Annotated in this window: 17 protein-coding genes; 7 read left to right on the forward strand and 10 right to left on the reverse strand. The window is 46.8% G+C overall.

The window, feature by feature from the left end; all coding sequences use genetic code 11:
• The first annotated feature begins 553 nt into the window (after positions 1–553).
• The 3 genes from PPG34_RS02725 (at position 554) to PPG34_RS02735 (ending at position 2,913) form a co-directional block, all read left to right on the forward strand.
• Positions 554–847, forward strand: coding sequence for a hypothetical protein (locus PPG34_RS02725; RefSeq protein WP_338140926.1), 294 nt, complete (start codon positions 554–556; stop codon positions 845–847).
• A 201-nt stretch (positions 848–1,048) separates the two neighbouring features.
• Positions 1,049–1,855: a hypothetical protein gene (locus PPG34_RS02730; protein WP_313831602.1), complete on the forward strand. Its 807-nt coding sequence runs from the start codon at positions 1,049–1,051 to the stop codon at positions 1,853–1,855.
• A 104-nt stretch (positions 1,856–1,959) separates the two neighbouring features.
• Entirely contained in the window at positions 1,960–2,913 is a 954-nt protein-coding gene (locus PPG34_RS02735; protein WP_313831603.1) for a cation diffusion facilitator family transporter, read from the forward strand.
• Here PPG34_RS02735 and PPG34_RS02740 read toward each other — a convergent pair.
• Entirely contained in the window at positions 2,910–3,470 is a 561-nt protein-coding gene (locus PPG34_RS02740) for a phosphatase PAP2 family protein (protein WP_313831604.1), read from the reverse strand. The two genes, PPG34_RS02735 and PPG34_RS02740, sit on opposite strands and share 4 nt — an antisense overlap.
• A gap of 95 nt (positions 3,471–3,565) precedes the next feature.
• Between PPG34_RS02740 and PPG34_RS02745 the strand changes: the two genes are divergently transcribed.
• Positions 3,566–4,345 (forward strand): TatD family hydrolase, encoded by a 780-nt coding sequence (locus PPG34_RS02745; RefSeq protein WP_313831605.1) that lies wholly within the window; start codon positions 3,566–3,568, stop codon positions 4,343–4,345.
• On the opposite strand, the gene PPG34_RS02750 is transcribed toward PPG34_RS02745, so the two are convergent.
• Positions 4,332–4,883 carry an NYN domain-containing protein gene (locus tag PPG34_RS02750; protein ID WP_313831606.1) on the reverse strand — a complete coding sequence of 184 codons (552 nt, stop codon included), beginning with the start codon at positions 4,881–4,883 and terminating at the stop codon, positions 4,332–4,334. The two genes, PPG34_RS02745 and PPG34_RS02750, sit on opposite strands and share 14 nt — an antisense overlap.
• A gap of 117 nt (positions 4,884–5,000) precedes the next feature.
• On the opposite strand from PPG34_RS02750, the gene PPG34_RS02755 reads away from it, so the two are divergent.
• Positions 5,001–6,407, forward strand: coding sequence for an N-acetylmuramoyl-L-alanine amidase family protein (locus PPG34_RS02755; RefSeq protein ID WP_313831607.1), 1,407 nt, complete (start codon positions 5,001–5,003; stop codon positions 6,405–6,407).
• A 77-nt stretch (positions 6,408–6,484) separates the two neighbouring features.
• Positions 6,485–7,255 (forward strand): tRNA pseudouridine(38-40) synthase TruA, encoded by a 771-nt coding sequence (gene truA / locus PPG34_RS02760; protein ID WP_313831608.1) that lies wholly within the window; start codon positions 6,485–6,487, stop codon positions 7,253–7,255.
• On the opposite strand, the gene PPG34_RS02765 is transcribed toward truA, so the two are convergent.
• Entirely contained in the window at positions 7,250–7,651 is a 402-nt protein-coding gene (locus PPG34_RS02765) for a cupredoxin domain-containing protein (protein WP_313831609.1), read from the reverse strand. The two genes, truA and PPG34_RS02765, sit on opposite strands and share 6 nt — an antisense overlap.
• A 219-nt stretch (positions 7,652–7,870) precedes the next feature.
• On the opposite strand from PPG34_RS02765, the gene PPG34_RS02770 reads away from it, so the two are divergent.
• On the forward strand, positions 7,871–9,130 hold the full coding sequence (locus PPG34_RS02770) for a Glu/Leu/Phe/Val family dehydrogenase (protein WP_313831610.1): 1,260 nt from the start codon (positions 7,871–7,873) through the stop codon (positions 9,128–9,130).
• An 89-nt stretch (positions 9,131–9,219) separates the two neighbouring features.
• Here the strand turns inward: PPG34_RS02770 and PPG34_RS02775 are convergent, their stop codons facing one another.
• The 7 genes from PPG34_RS02775 to PPG34_RS02805 all read right to left on the reverse strand — a co-directional run bounded on the left by PPG34_RS02775 (position 9,220) and on the right by PPG34_RS02805 (position 15,250).
• On the reverse strand, positions 9,220–10,143 hold the full coding sequence (locus PPG34_RS02775; protein WP_313831611.1) for a class I fructose-bisphosphate aldolase: 924 nt from the start codon (positions 10,141–10,143) through the stop codon (positions 9,220–9,222).
• Positions 10,144–10,343: 200 nt separating this feature from the next.
• Entirely contained in the window at positions 10,344–10,982 is a 639-nt protein-coding gene (gene cysE / locus PPG34_RS02780) for a serine O-acetyltransferase (RefSeq protein ID WP_313831612.1), read from the reverse strand.
• Between the two features lie 22 nt (positions 10,983–11,004).
• Positions 11,005–11,490: a 2-C-methyl-D-erythritol 2,4-cyclodiphosphate synthase gene (gene ispF, locus PPG34_RS02785; protein WP_313831613.1), complete on the reverse strand. Its 486-nt coding sequence runs from the start codon at positions 11,488–11,490 to the stop codon at positions 11,005–11,007.
• A gap of 90 nt (positions 11,491–11,580) precedes the next feature.
• Positions 11,581–12,291: a 2-C-methyl-D-erythritol 4-phosphate cytidylyltransferase gene (gene ispD / locus PPG34_RS02790; protein WP_313831614.1), complete on the reverse strand. Its 711-nt coding sequence runs from the start codon at positions 12,289–12,291 to the stop codon at positions 11,581–11,583.
• Complete coding sequence (locus PPG34_RS02795) at positions 12,284–13,312, reverse strand: PIN/TRAM domain-containing protein (protein WP_313831615.1); 1,029 nt, start codon at positions 13,310–13,312, stop codon at positions 12,284–12,286. Before PPG34_RS02795 ends, ispD begins: the two co-directional genes overlap by 8 nt.
• An 85-nt stretch (positions 13,313–13,397) precedes the next feature.
• On the reverse strand, positions 13,398–14,402 hold the full coding sequence (fbp, locus tag PPG34_RS02800; protein WP_313831616.1) for a class 1 fructose-bisphosphatase: 1,005 nt from the start codon (positions 14,400–14,402) through the stop codon (positions 13,398–13,400).
• Between the two features lie 53 nt (positions 14,403–14,455).
• Entirely contained in the window at positions 14,456–15,250 is a 795-nt protein-coding gene (locus PPG34_RS02805; RefSeq protein ID WP_313831617.1) for a DUF3108 domain-containing protein, read from the reverse strand.
• Positions 15,251–15,283: the final 33 nt, after the last annotated feature.

The raw sequence follows: 15,283 nt of genomic DNA on the forward strand, positions 1-15,283 counted from the left end.
CTCCAACGATTTTTCTCATCGGAATAAACCTTTCCAGTTGGATATCCCACGGGCCTAAGATTTTCGTCTCAACCGAGACTAATATTTACTGAATACTATTTCTTGGACCGTTAATTCGTCATTTTAATTCCCGCATTCTTAAAGACTTTAAAATCTTATTCCTATCCTTAGATATTCACCAGGAAGGAATTACGCCCCCAGCAATTAATCCCACCAGGGAATTACATCGAAAATTTTTAAAAAATCGTTTTGTTTCAAAAATTCTTCTAGTCAAGATTAACCACATTCAACCGATAATGATGAGTAGTAATGATTCGGCAATTCTAGTAATGCCGCACTGGATCATGTTTTCATTGCCCATAGATAATTTAATTCTTTGCAATGCATCAAAAGTGGGGATGTTATCGTGTTGACGATTAAACAAAACAATCAAACTAAAGAACATGCAAAAATAATAATGAAACAGCCTAGCTCGGAGAACTGGGAAGAGCGCCGTCGTTTTCCACGGCACACAATTTTACAAGGGATTCCAATTTCAACAGAAATAGAAACCATGAATAAAATTTTGCGATCCTGCAAATGTGTCAATCTTGGTACTCAAGGAGCTCTCATTGATTTTGGCGAAGACCAATGCCCCGAATTGCCTGTCCACAGTAAATTGTTTTTGAGCATTCACCTTGCGGGAGAAAGTGTCAAACTTCCCGGAATTGTCAGGCATCGCTACGGAAGTCGAATGGGGATATACTTTCCAATTGAAGGCGACCCACATTATGAAGAAGAACAAAAAGTGTTTGCTATTATTCTTCGGACCCTTGAACGGGGCATCGAGCGTCGAAGCCGACGCTGACGCTAAATACCTCAGTTTTCCAGATCTATTTACTTCACAATAGTTTCCCACCCCCTATTTTCCGCTTCGCGGTCATACCATTGAGTCTCCCTTGTAGCCTTGGGACATTCTTTTCGTTTCTTGAACTATTCTGCTAGTCTAAGGGATATGAATTAGTCCAAGTGTTTGTGAACCTATTGACGACAACAAACGAAAGGTCTCATGCCACGCCTTAAATATGTATTGCCTGTTTTTCTCTTCGGTGTTTCCCTTTTTTTAGGACATCCCAGTTATGGATTCCCTACGAGTCCTTCTGCTTGGACAAATTCGCAGTGGGAAGCGCGGTGCGCTAAAGTCCGAACTACGTTCAATCCGGACTCTCCTCTGAGCAATACCCGACTCTCCCTCAATACCCAAGATCCACGATTTGTGGATTTTTTATATTGGGTATGGGCGAATAAGATTACTGAGCACCAAGTTGAACAGGTGGGAGGGACTGAGTGGGACGGCCCCACAAACGGCGTCATCTTTCACTGGGCGCCAGGATCACGATGGGAAATGCACACGGTCGTACCATTCAAACATGCTATTCATCATATCGCCGAAGAGCACAACTGGGTGGATACCATGTTTAGCGATTTTTTTGATCAGTATAAAAAAAGTACGGGAGTGAGCATCGCCCAACGATTATCGGCGGACAAAGCCCCAACCTGGGCTATGTTTTTGAAACACATCGGCGGTCCGGAAAGCCCGTACTATCGGTATGTATTTCACCAAGAAAGCTTTATAGATACCAAAAACAAAAAAGTCATCATGGTTGGTGGCCAAGGAGTGGAATTTCATTATTCCTACGATCGATATATGCACGAAGTTAAAGAAGTCCTTACCGACTGCAAAGCATTTCAATTCTTTCAATTATACGATCACTATGGCCAAGGCTTTGCCTCAAAGCTCGGCTGGGCAGGACAACCTCTTCCCTTCACTGACAAACAACAGAGTCAAACAGGTCTCACCAATTCGAATAAATAACATCTTCTTTTGTAAGGAATATCTGGTAAAAATTTAGGGACACCTCCCCACACGTCCTTCCCCTGTTGCTTGCCCCAAGCACTCGTTCATGCGACACTTTGAGGATGAATTCACCCTCCCTTTCGAATCAGACCCTCACACATCGCTTATATTGGGGGCTCGCTATCAATGCAGTGATTATTTTTGCGGAATTCACTGGCGGATATCTAGTGAATAGCATTGGATTGATGAGCGATGCAGGCCACAATCTTATCGATCAAGGCTCGCTATTCCTCGCACTCTACGCCCATGTCCTTTCGGCTAAACCTGCGACAGAAGAACGAACCTTTGGTTATCATCGCGCAGGAATTCTGGCAGCCTTTGTGAATGGATTAGTATTGATCATCACCGCCATAATTCTTGGGTATCTTGCTATCACACGATTATTCACACCCGTAGATATCCCAGGAGGCTGGGTCGTCGGGATCGCACTGGTCACCTTTGGGGCTAATTTAGCGGTGGCCTTGTTGCTTCAAGCCGGGGCTAAAGACGATCTGAATATTCGAGGGGCCTTTTGGCACATGCTGGCAGATGCATGGGTCTCACTGGGTGTCGTGTTATGTGGATTGGGAATTCTCTTCAAAGGTTGGACGTGGTTGGATCCAATGATTAGCGTGGTCATCGTCGGAGTGATCGTGAAGGGTTCCTGGCCAATTTTTAGAGAGTCATTAGAAGTCCTTTTGGAATCCACCCCACCAGGAATCAAAACTGCACATATTGTGGACTCCATCGAGAAGATGAACGGGGTCGATAATGTTCACGATTTGCATATTTGGGCCGTTGAACCTCGACTAGTGATGCTGACTTGTCATGTAATGGTAAACCAGGACAGCACGCATTTAAAAGATGAATTGCTGGCCACGATACGTTCAATGGTGGCTTCAGAATTCGGAATTCACCATTTGACCATTCAACTTGAAACGGAATGTGCCCATACCACCGGCAGACATTGTGATTTAAACCAGCTTCCCATCCGTGAGGAGTCTCCCTCGAGCCATCATCACATCCATTCTCACTAGCCGATTATTTTTCTTCCTGATGGCCATTCATGTTGAAACCACTTCGAGCGAAACACCACATATCCTAACGTCATCCCTATCATAGCCCCTAACCCCCAACCGGCCAGCACATCTGTGGGATAATGGGCCCCGAGATAAATACGAGACACCCCGACCAGCATCATCATGATACCCACCACCCACCTGGTCGACGGAAAAAGGACCCACAAGAATGCGGCCGCAGTGGCCGAGTTTATGGCGTGGTTCGAAGGCATACTGAACACCCCGCCGCACCCTACGAGTTCTTGAATTTGAAGAAATGCCTGACAGGGTCGAGGCCGAGCAAAAAACAGCTTGAGCTGCATGCCAATAAAATCGCTAAGGCCAATGGTCAGCCCTAAAACGGAGGCAGCTAAGGCCCCTTGTTGCCAATTCAACCAACTGCGGTACCCCAAATACACTAAAGCCAGCACTATAAAATTTCTAGCATTGGAACATTCCAACATGAACCAATCCATCAACGCCGACTGTCCCGACAAACCATTGATTTTTAAAAATAACGCGAGATCCCAATCCATAAAAGTCAATCTCCTCTAAGCCTTCTTTGATCTTCCATGATGTGTTAGGATCGGGAGCCCAAGAATGAAAATGTGTGTGAAAGGGAAAATTTTCCATGCTGATTGATAGTCATGTCCATTTAGATGATCCCCGCTACGATCAAGATCGTGACGCCGTATTCCAACGCGCGCAGGAAGCAGGGGTCGAAGCGTTTGTGACTATTGGGTGCGATCTTTCCACAAGTCAATCCGCCGCTGCGCTGGCGGACTTTCACGAAAATGTCTTTGCGACGATTGGAGTGCATCCTCACGAAAGCAAAGAAATCGTTGATGGCTGGTATGATGAATTCCGTCGGTTGGCGCAACACCCCAAGGTCGTAGCCTATGGGGAAATAGGTTTGGATTATCATTATGACCACTCTCCTAGGGTTACCCAACGTCTACGATTTCGTGAACAAATCCAGCTGGCGAAGGAACTCCAACTGCCAATGGTGATCCATACCCGAGAAGCCCAGGAAGACACCATTTCCATACTCAAAGAAGAAGGCGCCGCGGATGTCGGTGGAGTATTCCACTGTTTTTCCGGCGATGCGTGGCTCGCGAAAGACGCATTAGACCTTGGATTTTACCTGAGTTTTTCCGGGGTTATTACATTTAAGAATGCCACGATGCTCCGGGACATTATCAAAACGGTTCCGTTAGATCGGATGATGGTGGAAACCGACTGTCCCTACCTGACCCCTGTGCCCTATCGCGGAAAACGAAATGAACCGGCATTTGTACGCCAGGTCGCCGAAACTATTTCCACCCTTGTGGAATCTGACACGCTCAATGCTTTAGAAAAAGTCTCTCAAGCCACTGTGGAGAATACTAAACGATTATTTAAAATCCCCTAAGTTGTCGATTCCGGTTTCGTTGGGCTTTGGGAAGTTTGCGTGGATTACCTTTTTTGTTTGGTCGTCGCAATGGCACTTCCTCTTCGACTTTTCCATACACGGCTGATGTTAGCGGTTTTGCCGTTCGCCCAGAAGTTAACCCATTATTTCCTGCCGATTGCAGTTTGCCTTGAAATTCCTTGGCACTGATCGTCAACGCACCATGAGCTTTTGCCGTGGCGACAACCTCCAAATCCGAGGAAACCACGACGCAATCACGCGTATACTTCCTGGTCATGCCCTGAATGACTTGGTCTGCCCGTTCCCCTTCTCTTGTAAAAAGCACCTGAACGCCTGAACGATGTTCCCGGCATTCCCCATGAGGTTGCCGCCATGCATCAAACACCACGGTCAAGGAATGTCCTTTGCGGTGGCTATATCGGGATAAGTCCTGAATAAGGCGTTCTCGACATTGCTCACTTTCTTGGGAAGAAGATTTTCCGCTCCACCCACGTACACCCAGAATATTATATCCATCGACAATAACATGCATGGCCATACCGAGCCTCACGCTAACGTACCGACCATACACTGTCAAACCAGGTCTAAGACTTAGGTCTATCTTGACAATACCCCCATCTTCTGAGAAAACAAAAAGAAAGCCTACCCATCAACGATGATCCATCGCATACTCATTTCTCTCATTATTCCGATTGGATTTCTCCTGTTACTGCCACCAGGAGTCGTTCAGCATTCCGCACATTCGGCCATTTCAAATACAAGCTCTGAACACCCGGCTCCCATCGTGGTCGCCAGGGGAACCCAGAAATCCTCACGAAAGTCATCACCCCTTACCGTCACCAATGTTCGCTACCATGCTCATAAAAAATATACACGAGTAGTGTTGGATCTACCGGCTCGAGCTATTCTCCAGGAATCCAAAAATGATAAGAACCAGACGGCCACGATCATTCTTGCAAAGTCTCAACTCAGTTCTCGTGCGCTTAAAAAAATTCGACACCGTAAATTTCCTCACGCCATTTCCATCTTCGAAGGTTCTACGCAAACAGTCATCCTCACACTTGACCTCACGTCCTTATCCAAATATGAGTTGCAAACTCTTCGCAAACCGAACCGTGTGGTTGTAGATTTATATTATTCCAAAAAGACACCTCTGGTAACCTCAAAACGTCCGACGCCAGCACCAAAGACAGGCTCTGTGAAAGCACCACAAAAATCCCCAGCGAAAGAAACGCCTAAACCGTCAAAAGAACCTCCCAAAACTGCCATGTCGCCCCTGGAACCGGAGGCATCAATTTCTCAAAACCCAAACCCAAAAGAGGCGGATCAAGGCACCGCTGGCCCAACTAGCCCATCGGGAAATCTCGTCAAAAATTTCAAAGATCTCGTGGTGGTCATCGACCCAGGACATGGAGGAAAAGACCCTGGTGCCACAGGTAAGAAAGGAACTCAAGAAAAACACATTACCTTAAAAATTGGGAGTTATCTCAAAGAGTTGATTCAGAGTCGGCTCGGGGCCCACGTCCTCATGACAAGGGAAAAAGACATCTTTCTAGATTTAGAAAAGCGTGTGGAATTTGCAAATAAGAAAAAAGCCGATCTCTTTATATCCATTCATGTGAACTCACATCCCCAACGATCGATTAAAGGTCTTGAAATCTATCATTTCGGGAAAGCCAGCGATCCTCGTGCCCTGGAAGTGGCGGCACGGGAAAATGGTATGAAGCTCGAAGACGATGCGCCTCCTTGGCAATTTATCATTGCCGATAAATTAAACGATCAAAAAATCGAACAATCACAGACCTTTGCCTGGACTACAAATAAAACCCTGGTCAAGGCCTTGACCGCCTCGTATAAGGTCAAAGATCATGGGGTGAAAACTGCGCCATTCTATGTGCTTCGTTTTACCACGATGCCAAGTATTTTGGCCGAAGTCGCCTTTGTTTCTAACCCGGATGATGAAAACCGCTTGCGAAGCAAGGCCTTCCAAAAACAACTGGCTGAAGGCATGTATCAAGCCATTTATTCATATCTAAAAACCTCCTTCCCCACCTTATCTTAATCCGGTATTCTAGGATTACTCCAAAAACATTCACCTCGGAATAACAACGAGGAACTCACAAGACATTCCCAACGCCCATGCAAACCTATAAGCTGACCATTGAATATGACGGCACGGCCTATGCCGGTTGGCAACGCCAACCTAACCACCCTACGATTCAAAGCACCATTGAGGACGCCATCTTGCAAATTTCCCAGGTCCGGGTTCCCACTGTTGCAGCTGGTCGAACCGATGCAGGTGTCCATGCACTGGGGCAGGTCGTCAGTTTTCGGTCAGAATCATCAATCTCTCCCCATGAATGGACTCGGGCACTCAATGGAGTTCTTCCCAATGATATTTGCGTACATCAAACGGAAGTGGTTTCCAATTCATTTCACGCCCGGTATAGCGCCAGACAAAAAACCTATGAATACCACATTCTAAATCATCCAATCAGACCAGTTCTCGATCGTCTTCGATGTTGGCATATTCCTAAGCTCTTAGATCTTTCTTCACTCCAGGCGGCGGCTCGAATTTTCCAAGGCCAACATAACTTTTCCTCGTTCCAAGGATCACCCACCGACAATCAAAACCCCGTCTGCAAGATGAATAGGGTGAACATTGTGGCAAACCCCCCGATCATTCGCCTTACATTTCAGGCAGACCGATTTCTTAAACAAATGATACGAGCTATTGTGGGTACGCTAGTAGAAGTTGGACATGGAAAACGCTCCCCAAGTGAAATACCGACTATTTTGGAGGCCCACGACCGCTGTGCGGCAGGAAAAACCGCACCGCCTTATGGCTTATATCTACTGAAGGTGGATTATGATGAAGAAAAGGAGAGAGAAAACTTTGGGAATCTATAATTCCGTGGAATTGAAATTTTGAGAAGGTTCCCGTTCAACCACAATCAGCCCACGCATAAAAGGATGAATATTACAATGATAAGGATAATATCCTGGCGGCAATTCACTCACGGTAAACTGTTCTCCTGGTTGAAGGTGACCCGAATGAAAAATGCAACCTTTACGCTCCCCACAGCCATCATGGGTGATGGTATGTGATTGCATCGAGCGATTCTCCCATTGAACAATTTGTCCGGCCTGAAGATTAATCGACGCTGGAAAATAAAACGGCTCCTGGTCAAGGAGGACAATCTGCAATTTGCCGAGCACGGCAAACCCCGCTGGAACTCCCAATAATCCAGAAGCCCCTGCCACAACAATTAAAATGACAAGTTTCTTTAATATTTTTCTGAACATTCTCGTGAACTCCTTATATTTTATCTTACAGGGCCCAGGGTGATCAGTAAATGCCCTGTTATTGAATATATCGCTTACTTACCCAATGGCCTTAGCAGCCCATTCCTTCGACAACATCTTAATTCCTTGATGACATAACTCCAATCCAGGAGTAAAATTTTCATAGGGCTATAGGTTTTTAAAAGCCTGCTCCTAAAAATCCTACAAAAGGATTCTCTCATGATTATTCCAGAATTAGATCACCCCACACTGCATCTTGCCATGGCCCAATTTGACCTGGCAGCTGAGGCCATGAACCTCGACCCACGGTTTCGTGAGCGCCTAAAAACTCCCCAACGATCTTTGATGGTGGCTCTGCCAATACGAATGGACAATGGGAATGTGAAAATGTTTATGGGATATCGCGTGCAACACGATTCCGCTCGTGGACCTTCCAAAGGCGGTGTTCGCTACCATCCCGATGTCAACCTGGGGGAAGTGGCGGCCCTGGCCATGTGGATGACATGGAAAACCGCTTTGGCTGGACTTCCCTATGGCGGAGCAAAGGGGGGAATCTCCGTAGACCCCAATCAACTCTCACAATCTGAATTGGAACGACTCACACGACGATACGTGGCAGAAATTTTTCCATTAATGGGACCGGACAAGGACATTCCCGCTACGGATATTGGCACTAACCAACAAATCATGGCCTGGATGATGGATACCTATAGCCAACAAGTCGGGTTTTCCGTACCTGGATCGGTCACGGGTAAACCCCTATCGATTGGCGGGAGTCTTGGACGGGAAGAAGCAACCGGACGGGGTGTCGTAGACGTCACACTCGAAGCCCTACATTATAAAGGCATTAAAATTCATGATACGACCGCCGTCATACAAGGATTTGGCAATGTGGGGTCTCACACAGCTCGTATTTTGCATGAGGCCGGAGCTAGGGTTATCGGAGTGAGCGATGTTACTGGGGGGTTATACAACCAAGCCGGGTTAAATATCGACGATATTTTTCAACAACATAAATTCGGCATTCCCATAGCGGAAATGAAAGTCGGTGATCACTTGACCAATGAAGAGTTGCTCACGCTGGATTGTACGGTTCTCATCCCCGCCGCGCTCTCAGAGCAAATAACGGTCAAAAACGCCTCACACCTGCGATGCCAAATTCTCACTGAAGCCGCTAATGGCCCCACAACCTTGGAGGCAGACGAGATTCTCCATGACCGCAACGTGTTTATTATCCCGGACATTTTGGCGAATTCTGGTGGAGTTATCGTTTCATACTTCGAATGGGTTCAAGATGTTCAACGATTTTTTTGGAATGAAGGAGATATACGGCAACGGTTGCAGGAAATTATTACTTCCGCCTTTCACCGCTCGTTGCTGTTTTCACGAGAAAAGAAAACCACCATGCGACTGGCCGCTCTGATGAGTGGTATCGATCAAGTGGCACAGGCCCATGCTGTTAGAGGGCTCTATCCTTAAAGAAACACAGCCTATAGAGAAAAAGAGGGATAGGGTTAGAAACCTGAGGAAGATCATTAAGAATATCTTCCCCAGGCCCTAGAGGGAGATTAGGCAATTTCTCCAGAATAAATTTTCATCACAGTCTCTAAAAACTTGAGAGCTTCCGGTTTGGACCGTTGGAAAGAATTACGACCAATAATCGACCCAAACCCTCCCCCATCACGAATCGCTCGAGCCTCGTCAAAAATCTTCTGATCTTCACCTTTGGCTCCACCCGAGAAAATCACGATTCTTCGACCATCAAATGCGCTTTGCACAACATGACGAATGCGGTCTGTGGGGGTACTTATGGGAATTTTTTCAGCCTCGTACACTTTTTTGGCCTCGGCTTGTTCAATATGATCGGTAGGCACTTTTACTTTAATGATATGGGCGCCGAGTTGAGCCGCAATCTGTGCCGCATAACAGGCCACATCAATGCCGGTTTGGCCGGCTTTGCTTAAGGTACCACCGCGAGGATAGGACCATACTACTACCGCCAGACCAACGGATCTGGCCTCCAAGGCAATTTCTCGTAAATTCTCATACATCTCTTGGCTATAGGCCGAACCGGGATAGATGGTATATCCGACGGCACAACACCCTAAGCGCAGCGCATCATCCACACTGCCCGTCACTGCTTGGTTAGGATCATCATCGCCATACAATGAATCACTGTTGTTGAGTTTGAGGATAAGCGGAATTTGACCAGCGAACTCCGCGGCCCCAGCTTCTAAAAACCCCAACGGAGCCGCATAGGCATTACAACCAGCTTCTATGCCTAATTGAAAGTGATAGTGAGGGTTATACCCTGGTGGATTCGGCGCAAAACTCCTGGCCGGCCCATGCTCAAATCCCTGGTCTACAGGAAGAATCACCAATCGCCCCGTACCACCCAAACGGCCACTCATGAGGAGTCTGGCTAAATTCGCACGAATGCCTGGCGCATCGCTTTGATAATAACTCAAGATTTCTTGAACCCTCTTGGTCATCCTGAACCCTTCACTCACGAGCAGGCCCTCCTGTAGATAGTGAAAATTACAAGCGAAAACGAAAGTACTTTCGTCTCACTCTTTTTGATTGTCAATTCCGGAAACACCTAAAGATATGGACATTACCTGTCCATCTAAGAGCAGTATATGATTGAATAGACCTTGATTCAATACATTTTCATAATGGAGGGTCAAACTATTTAGGCATTAGGATTTTCTAACTTTTTTCGTAGTTCAATTATTTCTCGTTCCATGGCTTCGAACCGTTCTGCAATGGGATCGGGAATGTTGGCATGATCCATAGATTCTTCCGGGACACGTTCCCCTACGGATTTAATGATTCGTCCAGGGATGCCAATGACCGTGGAGTTAGAAGGGACAGATCGCAAGACGACCGAATTCGCGCCAATTTTCACAAAATCCCCAACCCGAATATTTCCCAATACCTTTGCCCCAGAACCGACAACCACATGATTGCCCAAAGTTGGATGTCGCTTCCCTCGCTCTTTTCCTGTTCCACCCAAAGTCACCCCTTGGAATAGTGTGACAAAATCTCCAATTTCCGCAGTTTCACCAATCACCACTCCCATCCCATGATCGATAAAAAACCCATGCCCTATTTTTGCGCCTGGGTGAATTTCTACTCCGGTGATCCACCGAGCAAATTGGGAAACTACCCGTCCCAACAATCGTAATTTCATACTCCATAATCGATGCGCAATCCGATGAAACATCAGGGCCTGAAACCCCGCGTATGTGAGAAAAACTTCCACACGGCTTCGTGCTGCAGGATCGCGTTGAAATACTGCCTGCAAATCTTGTCCAATGGCTTTAAACATTGCCCTACAAATTCCTCAAATTTCACGAACTCGCAGAAGTCGTTTCAATGAGACAAATGGCTTGAGCTGCAATACCTTCCATTCTTCCCACTGCCCCAATATGGTCTCCACTTTTTACTTTGACACTGATCAAGTAGGGATCCACCCCCAACACCTCAGCTAATCGTTTGGCCATATCCGCTAAATGCGAGCCCAACCGTGGCGCCTGGGCAATAATAATCGTATCTAGATTAACAAGACGGAAACCCTGCTGAGCAAGTTTTTTAGCCACTCCAATAAGCATGTCCAAACTATTCATATTTTTATACTTCGGATCGTTACTTGGGTAATACCGTCCAAGATCGCCTTCATTCATCGCCCCGAGTAACGCATCACAAATCGCATGGGTTAAGGCATCCGCATCGGAGTGACCTTCCAATCCATGGGTATGGGGCACCAGAATCCCACCCAAAACCAAGGGTCGGCCCTCCTGAAGTCGATGAATGTCATACCCGATACCTATCCGCATGGAGCAACCCAAAAATCAATAATTTTTAAGATAGAATGCTTAGAAAGAATACAGGAAAGTCATGATCTCTGAAAAGAGAGAAAGAAAAGGTTATGGACAACTCGCGGAACGTTTTGCGGTGAGAATGGCTTGGCCCATATGAAGGTCTTCTGGTCGTGTCACCTTGATATTGTCCGAACTCCCTTGAACAATAGCCACAGATCGCCCCAACCTTTCCACTAAAAAGGCATCATCCGTGGCCTCCACCTCATCGGCTTTCCCTTGTTGATGAGCCTGAAGCAACAGTTCGTATCGAAATGCCTGGGGAGTCTGTGCGAGCCACAATTCATCTCGGTTTAGGGTGTGGGTAATGACACCATCAGGATTCACCTGCTTAACGGTATCACGCATGGGAATGGCCACAATGGCAGCCCCATGTTGGCGCGCGGCCTCCACTACCTGGGTAATCATCATTGAAGAAACAAAGGGCCGGACCGCATCATGAATCACGAGGATCTCAGTCGTGGATTTTGCCGCCTGCACACCATTCAGCACCGAATCCTGCCGTCGTCTCCCTCCCGCTACCACTTGGGAAACTTTCGTGAGACCATGAGACGGCACAATGGTCTCCCTACAATACTGGCAATCATCTTGCGGTACGACCAGAATGATTTCCGAAATGATGAGCGATGCCTCAAAGGTTCGTAAAGCATGAACGAGCAGTGGAATATCGCCTAATGTGAGAAACTGCTTGGGAACTCCCGTTCCCATTCGAACCCCACGACCAGCCGCCGGAACCACCGCCGTCACCCAATCAGCCACGCGCGAAACTCAACTCGTCTCGATCCGACTCTTCTTTCAGGCGCGTAAAGATCATTCTTCCAGCGCTCGTTTGTAGCACGCTGGTCACAATGACATCCACGTTTTTGCCAATACAACGTTTGGCGTTGTCCACCACCACCATCGTTCCGTCATCTAAATAGGCGACGCCTTGTCCAGCCTCTTTTCCCTCTTTCAGTACAAAGACTCGAATGGTCTCACCCGGCAAGACCACCGGTTTTAACGCATTAGACAAATCATTAATATTTAACACTCGAACCCCTTGCAACTCGGCGACTTTATTGAGATTCAGATCATTCGTTAATATTTTAGCCCCGAGTTTTTTCCCCAATTCCACAAGTTTGGCGTCAACTTCCTTTATATGAGGAAAATCCTCTTCAACGATCGTCACATCCACATCAACTTTCTTTTGAATATGGTTGAGAATGTCAAGCCCTCTTCTCCCGCGAGCACGTTTTAAGCCATCGGAAGAGTCAGAGATATGTTGTAATTCCTGAAGAATAAATTGAGGAATGATAAAGCCCCCTTCTATAAAACCCGTTTCACAAATGTCGGCGATCCGTCCATCAATGATTACGCTCGTATCCAGCAACTTGGGGACGAGGCCGGAAGCAACCACTGGTTCGGCATTTTTGGGCCGGAGATCCCACTCCCCAAATTTTCCCCACCGCAGCCCTACGATGAGCCCAAGATACGGCAAAATCACCAGGACCGCCATGGTCCCAAACTGGGTCACTACTGTAGGTTGGGGGAAAATTTGACCAGTTGAAAAAATCAGAACACCCGCGAGGACGACACCAATACTAAACCCGACCCCACCGCCGATGGTCGTGACCGAAGGAATACGGTTCAGGGAATGCTCGACAGCCATCAGTGTCAGGCTCAACAAAGCTCCGAGCCCTGCACCAATCAGAATATAGGTACTGTCGCCCGACCCAGCAGCAAACCCGACCCCTAGGCCAAGCAACAGGCTTATGCTGAAAAAAACGACTCGTAGAGCCATCCTGGCTCCTCCTCTTCCCATAACTCCTGATCATTCTACAAATTAAACTCAGTTATTGTGAGCGAATTATCGTCTTTCGCCCAGATTATTCAATTTTAGGTTTTAAGAACGTTTCAGCCAACTCCACATCTTCCCGGCTGCCAATCACTAAAGGCACTCGTTGATGGGGAGCTTTGGGTTGAATATTTCGAATTCGTTCAAACCCTGTACTTCCAATGCCACCGGCTTGTTCAATTACAAACGTCAGCGGAGCGGCTTCGTACATAAGCCGGAGCTTACCCTCGGGCTTCATCACTTCGCCAGGATATAAATATAACCCACCTTTTAACAGCACCCGATGGACGTCGGCCACCAAGCAGCCGGTATATCGTAAGGAATATGGGCGTCCCGTAGCCACGTCAGATTCCTGAAGGTGGGCAATATAATTTCTCATTTCATTTGACCACTTCTGACGATTACCTTCATTCACACTATAAATTTTCCCACGGGAAGGCATGGTGATATTAGACGCGGAGAGCAAAAATTCGCCGATTCCAGGATTCAAGGTGAATTGATGAACTCCATCCCCACAGGTATAAACCAAAATTGTGCTGGTACCAAAGAGAATATAACCTCCTGCTACCTGCTCAACACCCGGTTTGAGATAGAGGGAATTTTCCTTTCCCGAGGAGCTTGGCAAAAGCCGATGGATTGAAAATATGGCCCCTAATGGAGCATTGACATCAATATTTGATGATCCATCCAGTGGATCAAAAAACACGGCATATTTACCCGTTCGTTCTGCCGGTATGACGGTATAGGGTTCTTCCATTTCTTCCGATATAACCGTCCGAACAATTTTGCTCGATTCGAACACCTGAACGAAAGTATCATTTGCTCGTTGGTCAAGTCTCTGTACTTCCTCACCCTGAATATTAACATCCCCTGTCGAACCTAAAATATCGAGAAGCCCGGCTTGCCGTAGATCCTGGGCAATCATTTTCCCACCCAGAACAATTTGGGTCATAATGGTGGAAAACTCACCAGTGGCATCAGGGTGCAATCTTTGCTGATCCAGGATATGCTCGGTAAGTGAAATAGGGCTTGACATCTTAGAAAAATCCTTCTTTTCAACACTTAAGGATTTTTATTATAGGCCTTTTATCAAAAAAGTCGAGCCGATTTTGGAGACCCTGGCCAGCTTTCCAAAACCGCCTGCACGGAACCAACGATCACCCGCGCTTCCATTTTCAATGGAATACGCTGCACATCATTGGTAAGCCAAAACCGAATATTCCCTTCGTTTAAAAAAATTCCCCGAAACGGCATAACGGCTAACAGGCGAATGGCCTCCGCCGCTCCCCAAGGCCCCTGAACCAGTTCAATGGTTTCAACTTGGACTTCCACTTCATAATTATTTTTATCGTGATGAATGGTCAACATTACCGACTGTCCGGGAACCAGTCTCGACATCTGCCGTAAAAAATACAAACAAGACAGTCCATCATGCGTCTGATTCGGGATGGGCATGGTCCGACGTTCTCCCTTTTTCAAGATGGTGACCTGCCTGGCTTCGTGATCAAAGGTAATATCAAAATCTTCATGCCGGGTTCCTTCACGGCGCTGGAACAGCAAATGAAGAGGTAGCAAGGTGTGGGCATTCACCGTTGAACGCACCATATTATTGACTGGAAAGAACAAAGAGATGAAATCATTCGATTTGGCCGTGCTATTGAGCTGCAAGACAGACAACCCATTCGCCAAGGTCTGAGAAAAAGTCTCCATTGTTGCTGTTCCCGCTGGAATACCCAAAAGAGAGATGGAATATTGCAACGATTCTTCCGGAAGTTCGTAAATTTCGGAATTCTCAGAATTGTTCGCAAAACAAGGCAAAGCCCAAATTCCAATGCAGAACACCACCATCCAGACCTGAGTCTTTGGTATACACTGCTTTAACATAAGAATATTGTACTTGATGAATCAGAGAAATGC

It is taken from the genome of Candidatus Nitronereus thalassa, from assembly GCF_032191465.1.
Taxonomy (GTDB): Bacteria; Nitrospirota; Nitrospiria; order Nitrospirales; family UBA8639; genus Nitronereus; species Nitronereus thalassa.

Coding starts and splice junctions, on each gene's coding strand:
- PPG34_RS02770 (WP_313831610.1), top strand. CDS start 7,871: ATGATTATTCCAGAATTAGATCACCCCACACTGCATCTTGCCATGGCC.
- PPG34_RS02745 (WP_313831605.1), top strand. CDS start 3,566: ATGCTGATTGATAGTCATGTCCATTTAGATGATCCCCGCTACGATCAA.
- ispF (WP_313831613.1), bottom strand. CDS start 11,490: ATGCGGATAGGTATCGGGTATGACATTCATCGACTTCAGGAGGGCCGA.
- PPG34_RS02730 (WP_313831602.1), top strand. CDS start 1,049: ATGCCACGCCTTAAATATGTATTGCCTGTTTTTCTCTTCGGTGTTTCC.
- PPG34_RS02735 (WP_313831603.1), top strand. CDS start 1,960: ATGAATTCACCCTCCCTTTCGAATCAGACCCTCACACATCGCTTATAT.
- PPG34_RS02805 (WP_313831617.1), bottom strand. CDS start 15,250: ATGTTAAAGCAGTGTATACCAAAGACTCAGGTCTGGATGGTGGTGTTC.
- cysE (WP_313831612.1), bottom strand. CDS start 10,982: ATGTTTAAAGCCATTGGACAAGATTTGCAGGCAGTATTTCAACGCGAT.
- PPG34_RS02725 (WP_338140926.1), top strand. CDS start 554: ATGAATAAAATTTTGCGATCCTGCAAATGTGTCAATCTTGGTACTCAA.
- truA (WP_313831608.1), top strand. CDS start 6,485: ATGCAAACCTATAAGCTGACCATTGAATATGACGGCACGGCCTATGCC.
- fbp (WP_313831616.1), bottom strand. CDS start 14,402: ATGTCAAGCCCTATTTCACTTACCGAGCATATCCTGGATCAGCAAAGA.
- PPG34_RS02755 (WP_313831607.1), top strand. CDS start 5,001: ATGATCCATCGCATACTCATTTCTCTCATTATTCCGATTGGATTTCTC.
- PPG34_RS02750 (WP_313831606.1), bottom strand. CDS start 4,883: ATGGCCATGCATGTTATTGTCGATGGATATAATATTCTGGGTGTACGT.
- PPG34_RS02740 (WP_313831604.1), bottom strand. CDS start 3,470: ATGGATTGGGATCTCGCGTTATTTTTAAAAATCAATGGTTTGTCGGGA.
- PPG34_RS02765 (WP_313831609.1), bottom strand. CDS start 7,651: ATGTTCAGAAAAATATTAAAGAAACTTGTCATTTTAATTGTTGTGGCA.
- PPG34_RS02775 (WP_313831611.1), bottom strand. CDS start 10,143: ATGACCAAGAGGGTTCAAGAAATCTTGAGTTATTATCAAAGCGATGCG.
- PPG34_RS02795 (WP_313831615.1), bottom strand. CDS start 13,312: ATGGCTCTACGAGTCGTTTTTTTCAGCATAAGCCTGTTGCTTGGCCTA.